We start from the raw sequence: 18978 nt of genomic DNA on the forward strand, positions 1-18978 counted from the left end.
CCCCGCGGCACGCAATCCGCCCGAAGCCTATCGTAATCGCCGTGCAGGATGCAGGAGGATCGCAAAGAATTCTCTAGGACGCACCTTTAGGCTTGTCTGGCGGATCGTGAAATGGCAACTTTGTTGCCTTTTTCGCCCCTTAAAAACCCCCTATGAAGTGCCCCAAGTTGCTCTTGGGCGCCGCGTTGCTGGCGTCCACCTGTCTTCTCAACCCTCGCGCGCATGCAGCGGACGCCTACTGGGACGTCAATGGGACCACCGCTGGATCGGGGGCCGTCGATGGATCCACCGTAATCTGGAATACCAACCCCTTGTGGAACGCCGCCTCGGACGGCACCGGGTCCACCGCCGCGTGGACCAGTGGAAATACGGCAGTGTTTGCCGCGGGGACGGATGCCAGTGGTACCTACATTATTACCGTTTCAGGCACTCAGAATATTTCCGGGCTGAGGTTTGAAGAGGGAACCTTCTCGCTGACAGGCGGTACCCTGAGCATTGCCAGCGCGGCCGGGGGCACGGGGGACATCAATGTGGCGGCGGGGTTGACTGCCACCATCGACTCCATCATTGCTGGCAGCCCTTCCGGCACCACGGTGCTTACCAAGACGGGCTCAGGAACGCTGGTGCTGAACGGCGTCAATACCTTCGGTGGCACCGGCAAGCGATTTGCCATCCGGGAAGGTACGCTCTCGTTCTCCAACAACAGCGCCTTGGGCAGTACCTCTAACTCTTTGGACCTGGGGACGGCAACTACCACAGCCACGCTGCGCTACACTGGCGCCACAGCCACGATCAGCCGCGCCATCGCCCTGGCTGCACCCGCTGCCAGCTCGGTGGGCAATGTTATCGAAATCACAAACGCCAGCACGGTGCTCACCTTGAGCGGTGTCATCAGCGGGGGGCCCGGCAACTCCACCCAAGCTGCTCCCGGTACCAATACGGCCCTGACCATCCGCGGCGCCGGCACGCTGGACCTGAGCGGTACGAACACCTTCACCGGTGATATTGTGGTCGATGGAGCCACTTTCAATGTAAACGCCCTTACGGACTGGGGCGGCGCCACGGTGGCCAGTTCCACCTCGCACACCATCACCCTGACCAACGGCGGCAAGATGGCCATCACTACGACCACCGCGGTGAATCCGGGCGCCACCACCACCACCACGCACAACCTGCTGCAAATCGGCACGGGTGGCGGCACGGTCGATGTCATGGCCGCAGGCACCCTGCAGTTGGATGACGCGGGCCAGTTCTTCGGTTCCGGCACCCTCACCAAGACGGGCGCCGGCACGTTGTGGCTTGGCAATGCCTTCACGAACTACACGGGCACCCAGATCAATGTCAACGGAGGTATCCTCCAGTTGCAGAATGCCCAGGCTACTGGAGCGACGGGTGCGTCGGCAGCCATCACCATGGCGGGTGGCACCACGCTGAACCTCCGTACCACGGGAAATACCAACTTCGGTAGCAACGTCACCCTGACGGGAAATGTCACTATCGCCCCGGGGCGTTCCACTGGTTCCGCCACCAGCATCACCCACACGATGGGCACGCTGACGATGGGTTCCCACACCCTCACCGTTTCCCTGGGAGCCAACCTCCAGACGAATGCCGTGGGTAACCTCGTCTTTGGCGCTACCACGCTGACCGGAAACCCCATTTTCCAGCTCGACGCTCTCCAGGGTACGGGCGTTGGCAGCCTCACCTTGGGTGCTGTGGATGGTGGCGCCTCGGCCCGCACGATTACCAAACTGGGATTGGGCACGCTGATCTTCGGGGCCGATGCGACCAGCCTGGTGGCGGGCTCGGAACTGCTCGTCAAGGCGGGCAATGCCCAGGTGAATACCAGCTCTGCCCTCGGCTCTGCCTCCGTGCAGGTGGGAGACACCTCAGGCACGACGGCCGCCGGATTCTTGCTCGGTGCGGATGGCGTCAACTTCAGCAATACCCTCACCGTCAACTCCGGCTCCACCGGTGTGATGACCGTGGGTGGCTCCAACACCACCGGCACGGCGACCTTCCTGACCAACATCTCCTTCGCCAACAATCTCACCCTCACCGCCGCTACCGGAGGTACGGTGCGGTTTGACGCGAACCTCCTGGAGAGCGGTGGGGCGCGCAATATCAATAAGGTCGGTGGTGGCGTCGTGGAGCTCCGCGGCGCGAACAACTACACCGGCACCACCACCATCACCGCAGGCGTGCTGGCAGTTACCACCATCGGAGACGTGAACACCGGGATTACTTCCCTCGGTGCTCCTACCACGGCAGCGGCGGGCACCATCGCTCTCGCGGGAGGCACTCTGCGCTACATTGGCACCGCGGTGGGTGGGCATTCGACCAATCGGGACTTTACCATGTCCGCCTCCAGCGGCATTGAGGCGAGCGGTGTGGGCGAACTCACGCTCACAGGTACCCTCACTGTCACTGACGGGTCTATGAGCCTGGGCGGCACGGGTGTGGGCAATCTCAACAATACGACCCTGTGGGCGGCTGGCCCTGGGGATGACTTCAACAAGAACGGAACCGGCACCTGGAATCTTAATGGCGCCACCTCCGCGCCGGACGACTGGAACATCAATGAAGGTGTCATCAACGCCAATGTCATGGATGCGCTCAATGCAACCGATGACGTCATCATCGACGGCACGGGTCTCGCGGACAGCGTCATCGTGAACCTCAAGGCGGCAGATGTGTTCAGCGGAAATGAATTCTACATCCGCAATGGCGGCCGGGTGAACGTGTACGTAGACGATGCGTTCTTCGGCACGGATGTGAACCAATTGCTCATCGGCGACAGTGCCTCCACCGGTACGGGGGCCGCGTTTCTCCACCTTGGCAACCCAGCCAACCCGAGCGCAACGGCAAACATCAGCCTCGGAGCGAATGGTCTTCAGTTGGGCGCTTCCGGTGGCAACACGGGCAGCATTACGGGGAAGGGCATCATCACCAGCGCCGGCACGTTCTCCTTGAGAAATGGCAGCATCGGGTCTGACATCACTTTGGCTGGCGCAGGTGGCATCACAAAGGTGGGCAATGGTGTGGTGACCTTCTCAGGCACCCGCACTGCGACGGGCGCCACCGCCATCCAGGAAGGCGAACTGATTCTGGATTATTCCACGAACAACAGCAGCAAGATTGGCGGAGCTTTGACCTTGGGCACGGCTCAGCCCAATGTGGTGGGTGGAGGCAAGCTGACGATGAACGGCATTGCCGGCGGCGCGTCGGCGGAAACGGTGACGGGCACCACGGTTCTGGCGGGGGCGTCCGAGGTGGCGCTCAATGCGGGTGCGGGCGCAGGCAGCAGTGTCACGCTGAATCTGGGCGGGCTCACGCGAACCGCGCTGGGCGGCACGGTGGCCTTCACGTATGGCACGGCCAATGTGATGGCCAACAGCACGACGCTGAACACGTTCCTCAACTATGCCACCCTCACGACGGGAGGCACCACGCGCTTCGCCGCCACGAATGCACTGGGCAACATCGTCCAGGCTTCCGAGGCACTGAAATCGGACATCGGCACGTGGGTAGGAACGGACAATGTGGTCAGCACGGGGGCGTTCACCGGTCAGATTGGCAATCGTGCCTCGGTCATCAACAGCCTCACCTTTGACACCCCGTCCTCCTCCATCAGTGCACTCCCCAACCGCCGGCTTACCATCAGCAGCGGCGGCATCTTGGTGAGCTCCGCCGTAGGCGCGAGCAACATCGTCATCAGCGGTGGTCAGATCGCAGGTTCTGCCACGGCCCCCCTGGGTGAACTCATCATTCATCAGAACAACACGCTGGGCAGTCTTGAGATTGCCTCGAACATCGTGAACAGCGCCGGCCTCACGAAGAGCGGGCTGGGTGAGTTGATCCTCTCAGGCAACAACAGCTTCGCCGCCACCAGCACCTTGGTCATCAATGAAGGCACCCTCACGGCTCGTGGTGGCAATGCCATTGGCGACACCACCGTCGTGCACCTGAAGCAGGGCGCTACTCTCGCCATTGGTGACGGCGATACCGAAACCGTTGGCCGCCTGGGCGTGGATACCACCAATATCTCGAGTGGTACCGTCGCTCTTGGAAACGGCAGCCGGCTGAATATCAATCAGGGCACGACCAACACGGTTTATGCGGGTGTGTTCACCGGCGGAGCCAACACGACCATTACCAAGACGGGGAACGGCAACCTCCAACTCACGGGAAACACTACTACGGGTTTCTCCGGCACGCTGGCAGTGAATGGAGGCCTGGTTTATATAGCGGGCTCGACAGGACGCCTGAGCAGTGCCGCCGAAATCATCGTGAACAAGGGTGGTTCGTTCATGATTGATAACAATGATGACAGTTCCCCGAACGATCGCCTTTCCAATACAGCCGCCATCACCCTGCACTCGGCAGACGGCGCCTGGAGTGGGGAGACCCGTCCCAAGGGTCTCATGATTCGCACGGACAACAACGGGGACGAAACAGAAAGCGTCGGTGTGCTCACCATCGCCAGCGGCTCCAACTATGCCACGCTGGAGGGCACCGGCACTGGCACCAACGTCAGCATTGCCAGCATCATCGCCTCGAACTTTGTCCGCAATGTGGGCACCACTCTCGATGTGCGTGGCATCAATCTGGGCGGTACCACGAACTCCCGTGGCCAGCTCAAGATTGCCGATGGCGCCAATGAAGTCGCCTTCCTCGCCAGCACGAATCTCGTGGGCGGCGGCGCTGCCGTCGGTGCGGGCAACAAGAATGTGAGCATCGTTCCTTGGGCCATCGGTGAAAACACCACAATTGCCCTGGTGGATACCAACATGGGCAACACGTTCCTCACGTATGTGGACAACCGGGGCTTTGTGGCCCTCGATCTCGCCACGGAATATCGGGCCTACGCCACCGCGGGCACGGCTCAGGACAACGTGCGTGAAGTGCTGAATGCCAGCGTCGCCAACTTGACCGGCAATACCGTCAATTCCCTGATTTTGCATGACAACACCACCGACGCGGGCACGCTCGCCTTTACCGGCACGGGTGCAGGACAGGCTCTCACGGTGACCAGTGGCGCCTTCCTCTTCACCTTGAATACCGGTGCTACTACCTCATCCGCCCACACCATCAACGTGGGTGGTTTCGATGACGGTATCAAGGTGGGCTCCACCAATGAGTATCTCTTCTTCGTGGTGAATCCCTCGTCCGCGACCAATACGCCCACGCTCACGGTCAATGTCGCTTCGCCCTTGAACTCCACGACCGCCTCACTGACGAAGGCGGGACGCGGCACGCTGGTTCTGTCCGGCACGAATACCTACGGCGGCGGCACCTACCTCAACGAAGGTGTGCTGCAGATTTCGAATCTGACCAATCTTGGGACCGGCGCCATCAACTTTGCCGGCGGTACGCTACGCCTCGGCGCTGGCTTTGCCGAGGATCTTTCCACCCGCGCGCTCACTACCACAGCAACCGGCGGATTCATTGATACCAACGGTATTAACACCGTATGGGCAAACGGCCTGGACATCACCGGCACCGGTCCCGTGGCGAAGACTGGAAACGGCCTGATGACCATTCAGGGCGCATCCACCTACACGGGCACGTTTGTCGCAGGACACTCCTCCAGCACCACAGGGGCGAACACCGGTGTCTCCCAGGGCGTGGTACTGAATGGCATTACGAACCAGACCATCACTGGCAACCTGCAGGTGGGCTCCACCGTCGTCCCTGCTGCTGGTATTGCCGGCGTGGCCTTGGGTGCGGATGAGCAGATCGCCAATACCAGCGTCATCATCTTCAATGGCTCCACCAGCTCCAGCAGGTGGGCCTATTTCAAAATGCTTGGCCACAATGAGACCGTGGCCGGCATCTCGGACTCCACCGGTGCGGGCGTTCTTGAAAACCGCGAATCTGACGTGGTCACCAGCGGGGCCACGCTGACGCTGAACAGTGACGATGACTACAGTTACAACGGCTACCTGCGCGACAACTCTTCAGGCACCGCAGACGTGAATCCGCTCTCCCTCGTGAAGCTGGGCAGTGGCACGCAGACTCTCAGCGGCAATCAGATTCGCTACACGGGCGGCACCACGGTTTCGGGCGGTGTGCTCTACTTGCTGAATACAACCGTCTTCAACAGTGCCATCACGAACAACGCCTCGGTTGTCTTCGACTACACCTCCGGCACGGCATTGACGCTTACGCGCGACATGGCCGGCTCTGGCACCTACATCAAGCGTGGCACGGGAACGGTCGAGTGGAATGGCAACAACACCTTCTCCGGCCAGTTGGCGATTGAGGAAGGCGTGCTGAGCTTCAGCTCCAGCCTGGGAAACAATGCGGTGGGCAACTTCATCCGCATCCATGAAAATGCCACGCTGCGCAGCACCGGGGCAGACAACACCTTGGGCAACAACCAGGCCATCGATCTGGGTGGCAGTGTGGTGAATATCGATGTCGCGGGAGCCGCTGCGAACAAGCTGACTGTCCGTGGTGTGATCAGCGGTGGTGCACAGACCGCGCTGCAGAAGCAGGGTGCGGGACGTCTCATACTTTCCGGCGCCAACACGTATGCAGGACAGACCCGCGTGCTGGCAGGTGCGCTTGAGCTTCGCAATACCGCGGCGCTGGGAGCCTCCAGCAGCACGACCGTGGCCAATGGCGCGTCCCTGGTCTTCAATGCTTCCGCCGCCGGCCCGGCTGGCAACTTCACCCTCAACGGTACCGGGAGTGTGCTGTCGCTGGGCAGTGCCGGTGGTTCTGCCACCCTGGGATTTGGCATCAATGGTGCGACCAATGACAAGCTGATTCTTGCCTCGGGTCAGACCCTCACCATCGGGGGAAACAGTGTGCTGACGGATATCTTCATCAACGGAATGCCCACGCTCTCCAGCTACAATCTGATCCAGAGCGCGGACACGATGGACTTCAGCAAATTCACGCTGGGTACCATCTTCAATCCGGGCAGCTTCACCTATTCGCTCAATACTTCCGGCACGAACAATCTGGTGCTGAATGTCACCGCGGCAGCGGCGCCTTCCGTAGCCTACTGGAAGGGCGACTTGGGTGGCACTGGCACAGGTGTGTGGTCAGCTTATCAAATCGCACCCAACTCCACCAACTGGGATACGACTGCCACCAGTGGCGTCGACACGGGAGTCGCTCCAGGCGCGAACACGGATGTGTTCTTTGCGGCGAATGGTGCGGCCAACTATGCCACCACCCTTGGCGCTGATATCGCCGTGCGTGGTGTGACCTTCATGTCCGGATCCGGCACCGGTGGAAACAACACCACCGTGGGCGGTCCGCACACCCTCACGCTGGGAGCAGGCGGCATTACCCTTGCCGCCGGTTCCGGCAGCATCAACATCAGCGCGGCGATTGCCATGGCCACCAGCCAGACCTGGCACGTGGCGGATGCGGGTGCCACGCTCACCGCTTCGGGAGGTCTCTCGGGAACGGGTGACTTTGCGAAGTCCGGCGCGGGTACGGTTGTCCTTTCGGGGAACAGCACTTACAGCGGCACCACGACCATCAATCTAGGTACTCTTCAGATTGGTGCAGGTGGCACCACGGGGACGCTGGGTGCGGGCAACGTCGTGAACAATGGCGTCCTGATCATCAACCGCGCCGGTACGTACGTGGTAAATCAGAACATCAGCGGCTCGGGTTCGCTCGTGAAGACCGGAAGTGGCGCCGTCACCTTCAACGGTACGCTCAACTACTTCGGTTCGACGACACTCGATGGAGGCACCACGGTGTTCGGCGTTTCGCAAACCGCCTTCGTTCTCACCAGCAACTCGCTGATCTTCGGCGCCACGGCTGGCAGTGCCACCGCCAGCAATCTCGATCTGAGCTCGGCAAGCGCCAAGTTTGGTGGAGCCATGACGGTGCAGACCAACAGTGCCACCGCCAATACCATCACCATCGGCGCTGGTCAGTCGTTGGAGGTCGAAGGCAACGTGATGGTGGGCTATGCGCCGGCCACCGGTGTGGGTACTACTTCTCTCGATGTCGACGGTGCAGGTTCGTTCAACGTGACCAACCTTACCAGCGGCGCCTTTTTCCGGGTGGGCGGCTATGATGCAGGCACTGCAGGCATTGGCAACCGTGCCATCGCCGACTTCAGCGGCCTGGCCAGTATGAATGTGTCGCTCAATACGACCAATGGCCTCGTGCGCGTGAGCAACCTCTCAAGTGGAAACACCACTGGCTCGTACAGCACACTCTTGCTCGCGCAAAACTCGACGCTTACCGCGCATCAATTGATCATCGGTGATGGTGGCCAGTTCAACAATCCTGCCGATCAGATTAACGAAATGAGATTGGGTTCGGGAGTGAACACGCTGAACTTCAATCAGATCCTCATCGGCAATGGTACGCGTGACTACGGTGCCCTGGTGTTCAACACGGCGTCCGGCAGTCTCTTCATCCGCAACGCCGCCGGAACAGGTCGCGCAACCTTTAACATGGCCACCGCAGGCGGCACCAGCACCGGCACGACGAACATCGCGGGCAATACTTTCAGCACCGTGGGACACAACGCGGATCTCTTCCTCGGAGTCGTCACCATTGGCTCGCAGAATCGCGGCAACGCCCTTTTGAACACGTTCTCCTTTGATCAGGGCACGCTCGACATGCAGAGGCTGGTCATGTCCACAAGGTCCGCCAATCCGTCGACGGGTACGGCGACGAACTGGACCACCAACAGCATCATGAACCTCGGTGGCGGCACGGTGAACATCGTAGAGGGCATTACGAATTTCGCCGGGACCTCGGGCACCCTCACGGCAGGCACGGCAGTCACCGCCACCCTGAATCTCACGGGCGGAAACATCACTGTCGGCACCACGGGGGGCACCTCCGTCACGATGGCCACGGCCGCTGCCAGCACGGCCGCCACGGCCGCCATCAACATCTCCGGAACGGCGAATGTCACCATGAACGGCAACATCGTCCGGGGCGGCGGCGCAGGCACCAGCACGGCCACAGTCACGCTGAATGGCGGTACGCTGAACATGACTGGCAAGGCCATCGGTGGTTCTGCGGCCGACAAGACGATTGTCTTCAACCTGCAGCAGGGCACGCTCCGCAACCTGGGTGAGTACAACGGCGGTGGCACCCTGGTGAAGACCACCTCGGGCGTGGTGAACATGGAAGGCACGCACTCCTACACCGGTCAGACGCAGGTGAATGACGGCACCATGCACTTCAACAGTGCCACGTACTCCGGTGCTGGCAGCTTCACCGTGGCGAAGACTGCGCCGCTCTCCAGCACCGCAGTGCTCTCCGGTACTGGCACCATTGCGTCGTCGGTGACGTTGGGCAGCACCACGGCGGGTGTCTCCGGCATCCTCAAACCCGGCACCAATCTCGGCACGGGTCATGGCACGCTGACCATCGGTGGAGATCTGACGGTGAACACTGGTTCGCAGATCCAGATGACCCTGGGTATTGCCACCCTGAATAGCGCGGGCTTCAGGAATGCCCTCATGAACGGCACGGCGGTCAATGCGTTGGATTATCTCCAGCAGAACAGCAGTGAAGTGGCGGTGTGGAATGTGGCGCCTGCGGTAGAAGGCGACAGTGACTACATCAAGATCACCGGTGCCCTCTCCACGCCTACCGTGGGCGACCGTGCCACCGGTGCTTATGGCGACGGTTCCATTGTGGTGTCCCTCGGCACCGGTTTCAACGGCGGGTTTGGCAGTGTGTTCAACCTCGTTGACTGGCTGACCCTGTCGAACATCTCCGGCACCTTCGATGTGGGCTCGTTTACCGTGTACGACGCTTCCGGCAACGTGATCGCCGGTGACCTCGACCTTCCGACGCTTGGCACCGGCCTGTCCTGGGACGTGAGCGCCTTCTCGCAGTACGGCGTCCTCGTGGTCGTTCCGGAACCGGGCCGCGCGATGCTCTTCGTCTTCGGCGTGGCCGCTCTCTTCATGCGCCGCCGTCGTGCGGGGAGGTAGGCGCCCTGACCCCAGAATCAATGTAAGTGGGCACTTGCACTGGCTCCGAGGTGCACTTAGGGAGTCGCGCGTCCGCCTGCCGGATTTGCACGCTCCTTTCCTGCTCCATTTTCTTCAGTCTATTGTAAATGTCTCAAGCCAAGCACTTTCATTTCCTCGGCATCTGTGGCACGGCCATGGGGTCCACGGCGGCTGCGTTGCGCAAGCAGGGCCACAAGATCACCGGCTCTGACAATGCGGTGTACCCTCCCATGTCCACCATGCTGGAGCAGTGCGGCATTGAGCTCATGAGCGGGTACAAGCCGGAGAACCTTCCGGCTGGCGCAGATGAATTTGTGGTGGGCAATGCCATCTCCCGGGGCAATCCCGAGGTGGAGGCACTGCTGGACCGCAAGCTGCCTTATACCTCCATGGCGGAGCTGCTGCGCCGCGAGGTGATGCAGGGCAAGCGCAACTTCGTGGTCACCGGCACGCATGGGAAGACCACCACGACCTCCATCCTGGCGTGGCTGCTGGAGGCGAATGGGAAGGATCCTGGCTACCTCATTGGTGGGGTGCCCGCGAACTTTGAAGTGGGTGCGCGTTTTACCGATTCCGAGTTCTTCGTGATTGAAGGGGACGAGTATGACACGGCCTTCTTCGACAAGCGTTCCAAGTTCCTGCACTACCTCCCGGAGGCGGTGATCGTGAACAACATCGAGTTTGACCACGCGGACATCTTCAATTCGCTGGATGACATCCTGCTCTCCTTCTCACGCCTGCTGCGCATCGTGCCGCGGAATGGGAAGGTGTTCGTGAATGGCGACGAAGCCACCTGCCGCAGCCTCATCAAGGACTGCCCGGCGCCGATTGTCACCGTGGGCACGGGCGAGGGGAATGACATCCGCCTGCGCGTGACGGCGGGCACCCCGGAGTACACGGATTTCGAATTGAACGGCGTCTCCTTCCGCCTGCCCATGGTGGGTGAGTTCAATGCGCGCAATGCCGCCATGGCCGTATGTGTGGCCCGTTTCGCTGGCCTCACCGATGACGAGATTCGCGCGGCGCTCCTGACCTTCGGTGGCATCAAGCGCCGCCAGACCGAGCGTGGCAAGGTGCGCGGCATCACCATCATTGATGACTTCGGTCACCATCCCACGGCCATCCGCGAGACCCTGCGTGGCCTGCGCCAGCGCTATGCGGGCTCACGCCTGTGGGCGCTCTTCGAGCCGCGGTCGAACACCAGCCGTCGCAATGCCCTCCAGCCCGACCTCATCGAAGCTCTCAAGGAGGCGGATGGCAGCATCGTCGCTGCCGTGAACCAGCCTGAAAAGGTGCCCGCAGGCCAGCTTCTGGATGTGGATGCCGTGGTCGCCGCGGTGCGCGAAGCGGGCCGGCAGTCTTACCACGAGGCCAACGTGGATGCCATCATCGCCCGCCTGAAGCCGCTCGCCCAGGAGGGTGATGTGGTCATCGTCTTCAGCAACGGTGGATTCGACGGCATCCACCAGAAGCTGTTGGAAAGGCTGTAGGCCAAATCTGACCGCCATCTCCGGAGTCCATGGTCCTCTGGCAGACGAATTAAAGGACGCGTCTTCTTCCCTCAACCATGGCCCAAGCCCAAGCTCACGCTCAGCCCACCGACCATCGCTGCCACGACTACCGGCTTCTCGTGAAGCGATGGAAGGCATTCTGCAGGGGCGCGAAGTTGAAGCTCCAGCCCTTTGCGTGCTCCGCCGAGGAGCACATCTACTATCTGGAAACAGGGCGCGAGCATGCGGCACAGGGGCAGCCGTGGATTTATGTCTCCGCCGGCGTGCATGGAGACGAGGCGGCGCCACCGTGGGGTCTGCTGGAGTGGGCGGAGGCGCACGTGGACCTGCTGCAGCGGCATCCGTTTCTCATCTTTCCCGTGCTGAATCCCACCGGTCTCATCTTGAATACCCGGGTGGACTACGCGGGCATGGACCTCAACCGGAATTTCAACCACCCCTCCGAGCCCGTCGTCGTCGCATGGCGCAAGGTCATCGAGGGAAGGAAGCTCGCCCTCGGCATCTGCCTGCATGAGGACTACGATGGCCAGGGCTGCTACCTGTATGAGCTCAATGGCGGAAAACACGTGCTGGGGCAGCGCATCCTCGCAGATACCTCCGCCATCATTCCCAAGGACCACCGGCGTCGCATCGATGGCCGGGCGGCCAAGGCGGGGCTCATCCGGCGGAAGGTGATTCCGGAAATGGCTGGCCAGCCGGAGGCGATTGTGTTGCACTTACAAGGTGCCCCAATCACCCTCACGTTCGAGTCACCCTCCGAGTTCAGCATCACCGAGCGCATCGCGGTGCAGAAGCGGTTCATCGAATCCTCCCTGAAGCATGCGCTTGGTCTTCCGTAGGACAGCCGATGCTGCCAAACGCCTTCCATCTGTCCTCGCGGCCCTGAGCCTTGCCGCCAGCATGGCGCTGTCCAGTTGCGCTTCGGCACTTTCGAAACCTGTGAAACCCTCCCTCGGAAAGGACACCTGGCAGAGCTATGACGGCAAGGTCATGCCCTACCATGACAAGCCGGTGCCGGGCACGAAGAAGCCCAAGGCCGTGGTCATCACCGTGCACGGCCTCAGCGGTGCAGCCATGGATTTCTGGATGCTGGAGGATGAGTGGCCGCGGCGGAACATGGCTGTCTATGGCATGCAACTGCGCGGGCAGGGAAATGACCCGGTGAAGCGCGACCGCGGCAACATCCGGAGCGCAGGAGTCTGGCAGCAGGACCTGGTCACCTTTCACCGGCTCGTGCAGGAGCGGTACCCCGGCGTGCCCGTCTTCTGGTACGCCGAGAGCCTGGGCACGCTCATCGCCCTGCACACGTTGACGGACAAGATGCCGGACCCGAACGAGTGGCCCGCAGGCATCATCATGTCCTCACCGGCGGCGGGACTGCGACTGCGGCCCAAGGGCTTGCGCGCGAATATGCTGTATACCGCCATCGCGACCATGCCTTTCCTCCGGGTGAATCTGGAGAAGCTCGGCGGGGTGAATGACAAGGACATCCGCGTGACGCATGACACCACGCACGGCGCCCAGATGGCGGTGACCTCCCACTACGTGTCCCACTTCAGCCTCCGTCTTCTGGGCCAGGTGGATGACATGATGCGCTCCCTGCCGGATGCCGCCCCGCGGGTCAGGGTGCCCGTCCTCATGCTGGCCAGCCCGAATGACGTCATCGCCAGCCAGGAGCAGATTCACGCTTTCTTCGAAATCCTCGGCAGCCCCGACAAGACCATCCACTGGTACCTGGAGTCCTACCACCTGCTCCTGCACGACACACAGCGCCAGCAGGTGCTGAAGGATGCGACGGAGTGGGTGGAGGCGAGGGCGAAAAGGCAGCAATAGGTGCAAATGCCTCCATCAGGGAGGTGACATCAATCCCGGCGGGACTGGCAGCTTCCGCTGATTGCTCTTGGTCCCCGTCAAAGCATCAATTGCTTGAGCGGCTTCGCACCGGACCCATTCGCTCGAATGCGTCAAGAATGGCTGTATATCCTGAACATTGGTCTGGTCGCCAGTGGCGCGCAGTGCGGGAATGACACAACACGGATTGGCCCGTTCGGGTTGTTTGAGCAGCGCCACCAAATCCGGAACCGCCGCGTGCGCCGCCTTGCCAATGTCGTAAAGACTCAAAACCACCTCATCCAGGGAATCGCCTGCGCGCCATTTCCCGATTTGATTTCTGAGTGCGGGTACTGCCGCATCGCCGAGCTGACTGAGCGCTCCGCGTGTCCGGAGACGGAAAGTGTGTCTGGGCGGCGATTCCGGCGAGGTGCTTGCCATGGTGTAGGCGACGACCGCCTCCGCCCGGCGGGCAGGGTCTTCAAGCTTGAGTGCTGTGTTCCAGGCAGCAGCTTCCTTCAATCCCACTTCAATCTCGCGCAGCAGGTCAGCTTCGGTTTTCGGGCCAACAGACACCTCAGAGAGGTCATAGGGGCTTGGATTGTTTGACTGTTGATACCAATAGCAGCGTCCCTTCTGAATCCAGATCACCCCACAGCTGCCGTCTCCAAGTGTTTCCATGGATTGCCATCTGCCTTCCCGGTGTTGAAGAAACGAGATGAAATGACGACTCTCAATGTGAAGTGAGGGTTCGCCGCCGGCGGGGTACCAGGCAGACTGTCGTGTCTTTGAATGCTTGGAGATATCAGCAATCTCGATGGCATCAGGCGGAGCATTCTCCACGGCTTTAATCCATCGGGTAACCTTCACGTTATCCCCTTGAAGGTGGTCGCCAATGATGATGGCGTCTGCATCGGCACACATGTGGTGCACACTCCAGCGCGGAAAGATCTCTCCGCGACACAACCCTGTGGTCAAAAGCAGCAGCAGGACAACCAGACGCATACGAATTGCACTGATAATAGATCAGACTCCAAGAAATGGGAAGCCTGAGCAAAGCCACACGGACGCCGGAAGCGCCGGTGATGCACAGGAATATCCAAGGGATTCGGGCGCCTCAAAGGCGAGGCCTCACATCGGCACGCCGAGCTTCTGGTTCTCCACCCAGCGTACGGCGTAGCGGACCACGGCGGCGCCGTTTTCCAGCTTCAGGCGGTCGCGGATGTGAGCGCGGTGTACTTCCACGGTCTTGGGGCTGATGTTGAGCGCCTCGGCGATGCCTTCGGTGCTCTTGCCTTCGCCGAGGAGTTGGAAGACTTCGAACTCACGGTCGCTCAGGCCCTGCACGCCGTCGGCGGAACGGCCGGAGGACTTGCCGGAGAAGGCATCCATCACGTACTCGCTCATGGCGGGGCTCAGGTAGCGGCCGCCGTTCAGCACGGTGCGCATGGCATGCAGCAGCGTGGCGCCGTCCGCGTCCTTCATCACGTAGCCGCGGGCACCTGCCTTGAGCACGCGCTGGGCGTAGAAGCCCTCGTCATGCATGGAGATGACCAGGATGGCGAGGTCGGGGTAGAGGGTGAGGGCGTCCTTGATGAGCTCCAGACCGTTGCGACCGGGCATGGATATGTCCACCGCCAGCAGGTCGGGCTTGTCCTTTTCCAGGGCGCGCAGGGCGTCCTGCGTGTTGGATGCGGTGCTGCAACAGGTGAGGTCGGACTGGCTGTCGACGAGTTGTTGCAGGCCTTCGCGCAGCATGGTGTGGTCATCCACCATCGCGATACGGCGTTTCTGGGTCTGGGTAGCGTCTGAGTTGCTCATGGCGTGGAAGGAGTGTCCGGATTGCAGGAAGAGTGGGGGGCGATGCAGGTGGCCACGGTGCCGTCCACCCCATCGCTGCGGGGCTGGATTTGAATCATGGCGCCGATGGCTGCCGCCCGGTATTTCTGAATCTTGAGGCCCATGCCTTGATTTGCAGGTCCCGGCCCTTGGAAAGATTTCCCGTCGTTGGTCACTTCAATACGGACAAATTCTGTGTTCATCTCAAGCCGGACCTCAATGCTGGTGGGATTTCCATGACGAACGGCGTTGTTTAAAAACTCCTGGCTGATGCGGTAAAGGTGCACGGCGGCGCTCGGGCTTTCCACCATCACGGAGTGGGGACAATAAAAGAAACACGGGATATCATAAAGCGATTCTGTAGCTTTGACCAGCTTGTTCATGCCCACCATAAATCCTTCACCTATGAGATCAACGGGGGATAGGCCTCGGGCAATCCCCCGGCAGAGCTTGGTGGACTCGCCCATGAGGAAGCAGATTTCGCTCGCCTGGGCCGCCAGCGGGGACTCGGAATTCTTCAGGTGGTTGGCGATGAATTCGGACTTGAACTTGATGGCCGCGAGTCGCTGGCAGAGGTCGTCGTGAATGTCGTTGCCGATGCGGCGGCGCTCCCGCTCGCTAATGTTCAGAATCTCCTGTTCCAGCTCCTTGCGCTCCGTCACATCCCGCGAAAGACCAGCCATATTAATCAGCCCACCGCGTTCATCCCGAACGGGAAACATGCGGAGCTCCACCCAGCGGATTTTCCCGTCTGCGCGGCGGATGCGGAACTCGCACTGCACCTCTGGGGCACCCTCCAGGAGGGGGTCGGAAACGTGCCAGAGCATGTCATGGTACTCCTCCAGAATCGAGTGCCGCCACGCTTCGAATGAGTCCCGGAGCAGCTCGGTATGGGGGCGGCCAAAGAGCCGGCCGTAAGCGGGGCTCACGTACACCACCTTTTTGTCCAAGGTGGTCAGGAAGAAGACGTCCTCGATGTTGTCCGCAATTTGGTCGAGCCGGTTGCCACTCTCCTTCAGGACGCGGAAAATTTCGGTAAATTCGTCGGTATTGCTGTTGAAGGTGGGCTTGGCGCCGACGGCGTGGAGCAGGGTAGTGCCGTCATTTTCAAACAACTGGTCCATCCGTTTGCGCAGAAATCGGCTTAGAAGCCACCAAAGGATGCCACAACCCAGAATCTGGACGAGCGCTGTGAGCAGGGCGTGCTCCAATACCAAGCCGCGCTCGTGCTGGAAGGGGCCGGTGAGGTCGTGCTCCACAATCGCCAGGCGTTGGTGGCCTTCGGCGTCCGGCGCGTCAATGGGGTACACGGCCCACGCGTAGGTGTCGTCCTCAGTCTCGTTGCGGGCTTTCCCGTCCTGCAGGGTCTTGTCTACCAGAGCGAGCGCGTTCGCTGGCAGCACCGCCCGGAATTTTTTGTTCATCCAATCGGGATTGCTGCTGTAGATGATGGTGCCGTTCTGGTCTGCCACCACTTTCCAGCTCAGTCCCTTGAGCCGGTCAGACTCCGCCATCATGGCGTCCCGAAGTTCGGAATTCTGCAGCAGCGAGGAGCTGGCCAAGCGTTCCGAAACACGGGAGATACGGTTGAGGACCCGATTCTCCGCCTCTCGCAGCTCACGGTGCATGTGGAGCCAGGTGCTAAAGGCCGTCCACACCAGACCGAAGACAAGGACAATCAGCGGGATGGCGTGCCGTAGCGGAAGAGGGGCGCGAAGCAAGGGAAGCTTCATGGCTCGGACGACACCACATTGCCCTTAATACGCAAGCAGGGATTTTCGCAATCGAGGCAGGGAATTCCGCAGGGACCCGGGAATGGAAAGCTGGCTCGTGGATGTAGCAAGGGAAGGGAGATGCCGGGTACGCGAATAGTGGAAGTGTGGAACCCTGGAATAGTGGGAAGGAGCATGCCCCTCCCGTATTCCATCATTCCAGCCATCCCATATTCCCGCCCGTGCTCAGAGTGGACTGCCTATTTGCCAAGCCACGCGCCCTGAGTCTGGGTTTTGCGTTTGAAAATCTTGTCTCCAGCGCACACGAAAAGCCACTCGTGATTGGGTCCGGCGAATTCCACGCTCACGATCTTCGCGCCCTGGAAGGGGAGAGCGATGGTGCCTGAGTGCCGCCCGGTGGCATCGAAGACCTGGATCCCCGACTCCGTGGTCACGTAGTAGCGGCCTGCGGCGTCCGTGGTGCTGCCGTCGCCGAGAGCCTCGCCCTTCGCATTGTTGGGTGAGACCAGCATGGTCATGTTAGGCGCGCCGCCGGTGAGGGTGCCATCGGGTTGAATCTGCCAGCTCCACACATGCTTTCCTCCGTGCTCGGATACCGCGAGCGTGGTCTGGTCCGCGGAGAGCGTGATGCCATTCGGGCGCAGCACGTGGCCTTCATCCGCGACAAAGGTCTTTCCATCTGGAGCGATGCCGTGGATGCGCTTCGTACCAGTCTCCGTGAAGTAGACATAGCCCTTCTTGGTCACGATGAGATCGTTTGGCTTCACATCCTTGATGAGTTCCTTCACCGTGCCGTCCTTTTCGAACACGACCACGCGCGAGGCCTTGTTCTGGCAGGCAAAGATGCGACCCTCGGGACCCAAGGCCAGGCCGCTGATGCCGGGTTGCTCATCGATGAGCATCGTCACCTTGCCATCGAGCCCGAGCTTGTAGATGCCCTTGCCCACGCGCACATCAGTGAAGAGCAGGCTGCCATCTTCCGTGGCGCACAGACCATCCGTGAAGGTCTGGCCGGTGACGGCTTCCTTCCAGTCTTCGCCATCGATGAGGATGGCGTGTGTGGAGGTGTCTTGCGCTGAGAGTTGATGAGGAGTGGCCGCGAGGAGCGATGCAGCCAGAGCGATGAAGGAGGTGCGGAACAGGTTCATGAGATGCGTGTGTGTGGAATGAAGTCAGATGCGAGTGAGCGAGTGCAAAAACAGAAGGAGTCAATGGCGCGCGCTATTTCCGCCACAGCCACTTCATTGCCTCGGGGAAGATGGAGCCGCCGTGCTTCGAGTTGTGCTGGCCATCACCGAGTTCAAACTTCACGTCGTACTTCATGTACGTGAGTGCGGCGAACATCATCTTGTTCGCCAGCGGCCAGTTGCCATAGGGATTGTCGAGATCGTTTTCACCGTCCTGCAGGTAGATGCGGATGGGCTTCCGCTCGTGCACGCGGATGAGATAAGGATAGGCATTGCCGCCGGCGAGGTCCACATAACTGCCGATGGTGGAGAAGACCTTGCGGAACTTGTCGGGTCGCTCCCACGCCACGGTGAAGGCGCAGATGGCTCCGCTGCTCGCGCCACCGATGGCCCAGCCTTCAGGGTCCTCGGTGAGCTTGTAATCCTTCTGCACTTGCGGCAGTACTTCTTCCAGAAGGAAGCGCGTATAGGCATTGCCCAACGAGTTGTATTCTTTGCCGCGATTGCTCACGCGCCAGGCATTCTCAGGCTTGTAGCTGCCATTGTGCCCGGGATTGATGAAGACTGCGATGGTCACCGGCATGTCGCCACTGGCGATGAGATTGTCGAACACGATGGGCACACGCCAGTTTCCAGTCGTCTTCACGTAGTCGTGCCCGTCCTGGAACACCATGAGGTTCGCAGGCTTCTCAGGTGTGTATTGTGCGGGCACGTAGATCCACCAGTCGCGCGTGGTGCCGGGGAAAATCTTCGAGTCCGTGATGGCCGGCATGGCGATGACCTTGCCCTTGGGCGCCGCAGCGTTCTCCTGCGAAAGCGGCCCCGGCTTGTAATCGTCAATCGCGGGCGCATTGGCGCAAAGCAGGAGCAAGAGAAGAAGTGAAAACGAAAGCAGTGATGGGCGCATGAATGAATATTC

General features: G+C 60.9%; 9 protein-coding genes. 4 read left to right on the forward strand and 5 right to left on the reverse strand.

Translation table 11 applies throughout. The features are described 5' to 3' along the window. Positions 1–152 precede the first annotated feature (152 nt). From G5S37_RS03190 to G5S37_RS03205, 4 genes are all read left to right on the forward strand, one after another. Positions 153–9938 carry an autotransporter-associated beta strand repeat-containing protein gene (locus tag G5S37_RS03190; RefSeq protein ID WP_165200773.1) on the forward strand — a complete coding sequence of 3262 codons (9786 nt, stop codon included), beginning with the start codon at positions 153–155 and terminating at the stop codon, positions 9936–9938. Between the two features lie 128 nt (positions 9939–10066). Beyond that, positions 10067–11449, forward strand: coding sequence for a UDP-N-acetylmuramate:L-alanyl-gamma-D-glutamyl-meso-diaminopimelate ligase (mpl, locus tag G5S37_RS03195; RefSeq protein ID WP_165200775.1), 1383 nt, complete (start codon positions 10067–10069; stop codon positions 11447–11449). 77 nt (positions 11450–11526) lie between these two features. Continuing rightward, positions 11527–12309: a M14 family metallocarboxypeptidase gene (locus tag G5S37_RS03200; RefSeq protein WP_165200777.1), complete on the forward strand. Its 783-nt coding sequence runs from the start codon at positions 11527–11529 to the stop codon at positions 12307–12309. A gap of 100 nt (positions 12310–12409) precedes the next feature. Continuing rightward, positions 12410–13303, forward strand: coding sequence for an alpha/beta hydrolase (locus tag G5S37_RS03205; RefSeq protein ID WP_165200779.1), 894 nt, complete (start codon positions 12410–12412; stop codon positions 13301–13303). 15 nt (positions 13304–13318) lie between these two features. Here G5S37_RS03205 and G5S37_RS03210 read toward each other — a convergent pair whose 3' ends face one another. The 5 genes from G5S37_RS03210 to G5S37_RS03230 all read right to left on the reverse strand — a co-directional run bounded on the left by G5S37_RS03210 (position 13319) and on the right by G5S37_RS03230 (position 18930). Then, positions 13319–14305 (reverse strand): hypothetical protein, encoded by a 987-nt coding sequence (locus G5S37_RS03210; RefSeq protein ID WP_165200781.1) that lies wholly within the window; start codon positions 14303–14305, stop codon positions 13319–13321. Positions 14306–14431: 126 nt separating this feature from the next. Beyond that, entirely contained in the window at positions 14432–15121 is a 690-nt protein-coding gene (locus tag G5S37_RS03215; RefSeq protein ID WP_165200783.1) for a response regulator transcription factor, read from the reverse strand. Then, the gene (locus tag G5S37_RS03220; protein ID WP_165200785.1) at positions 15118–16872 is read right to left on the reverse strand and encodes a PAS domain S-box protein; all 1755 of its coding nucleotides are present in this window, start codon (positions 16870–16872) and stop codon (positions 15118–15120) included. The genes G5S37_RS03215 and G5S37_RS03220 overlap by 4 nt, the downstream gene beginning before the upstream one ends. Positions 16873–17111: 239 nt before the next feature. Beyond that, the gene (locus G5S37_RS03225; protein ID WP_165200787.1) at positions 17112–18020 is read right to left on the reverse strand and encodes an SMP-30/gluconolactonase/LRE family protein; all 909 of its coding nucleotides are present in this window, start codon (positions 18018–18020) and stop codon (positions 17112–17114) included. 73 nt (positions 18021–18093) lie between these two features. Then, positions 18094–18930 carry an alpha/beta hydrolase-fold protein gene (locus tag G5S37_RS03230; protein ID WP_240914789.1) on the reverse strand — a complete coding sequence of 279 codons (837 nt, stop codon included), beginning with the start codon at positions 18928–18930 and terminating at the stop codon, positions 18094–18096. Between the last annotated feature and the right edge of the window lie 48 nt (positions 18931–18978).

This window comes from Roseimicrobium sp. ORNL1 (genome assembly GCF_011044495.1).
GTDB lineage: Bacteria > Verrucomicrobiota > Verrucomicrobiia > Verrucomicrobiales > Verrucomicrobiaceae > Roseimicrobium.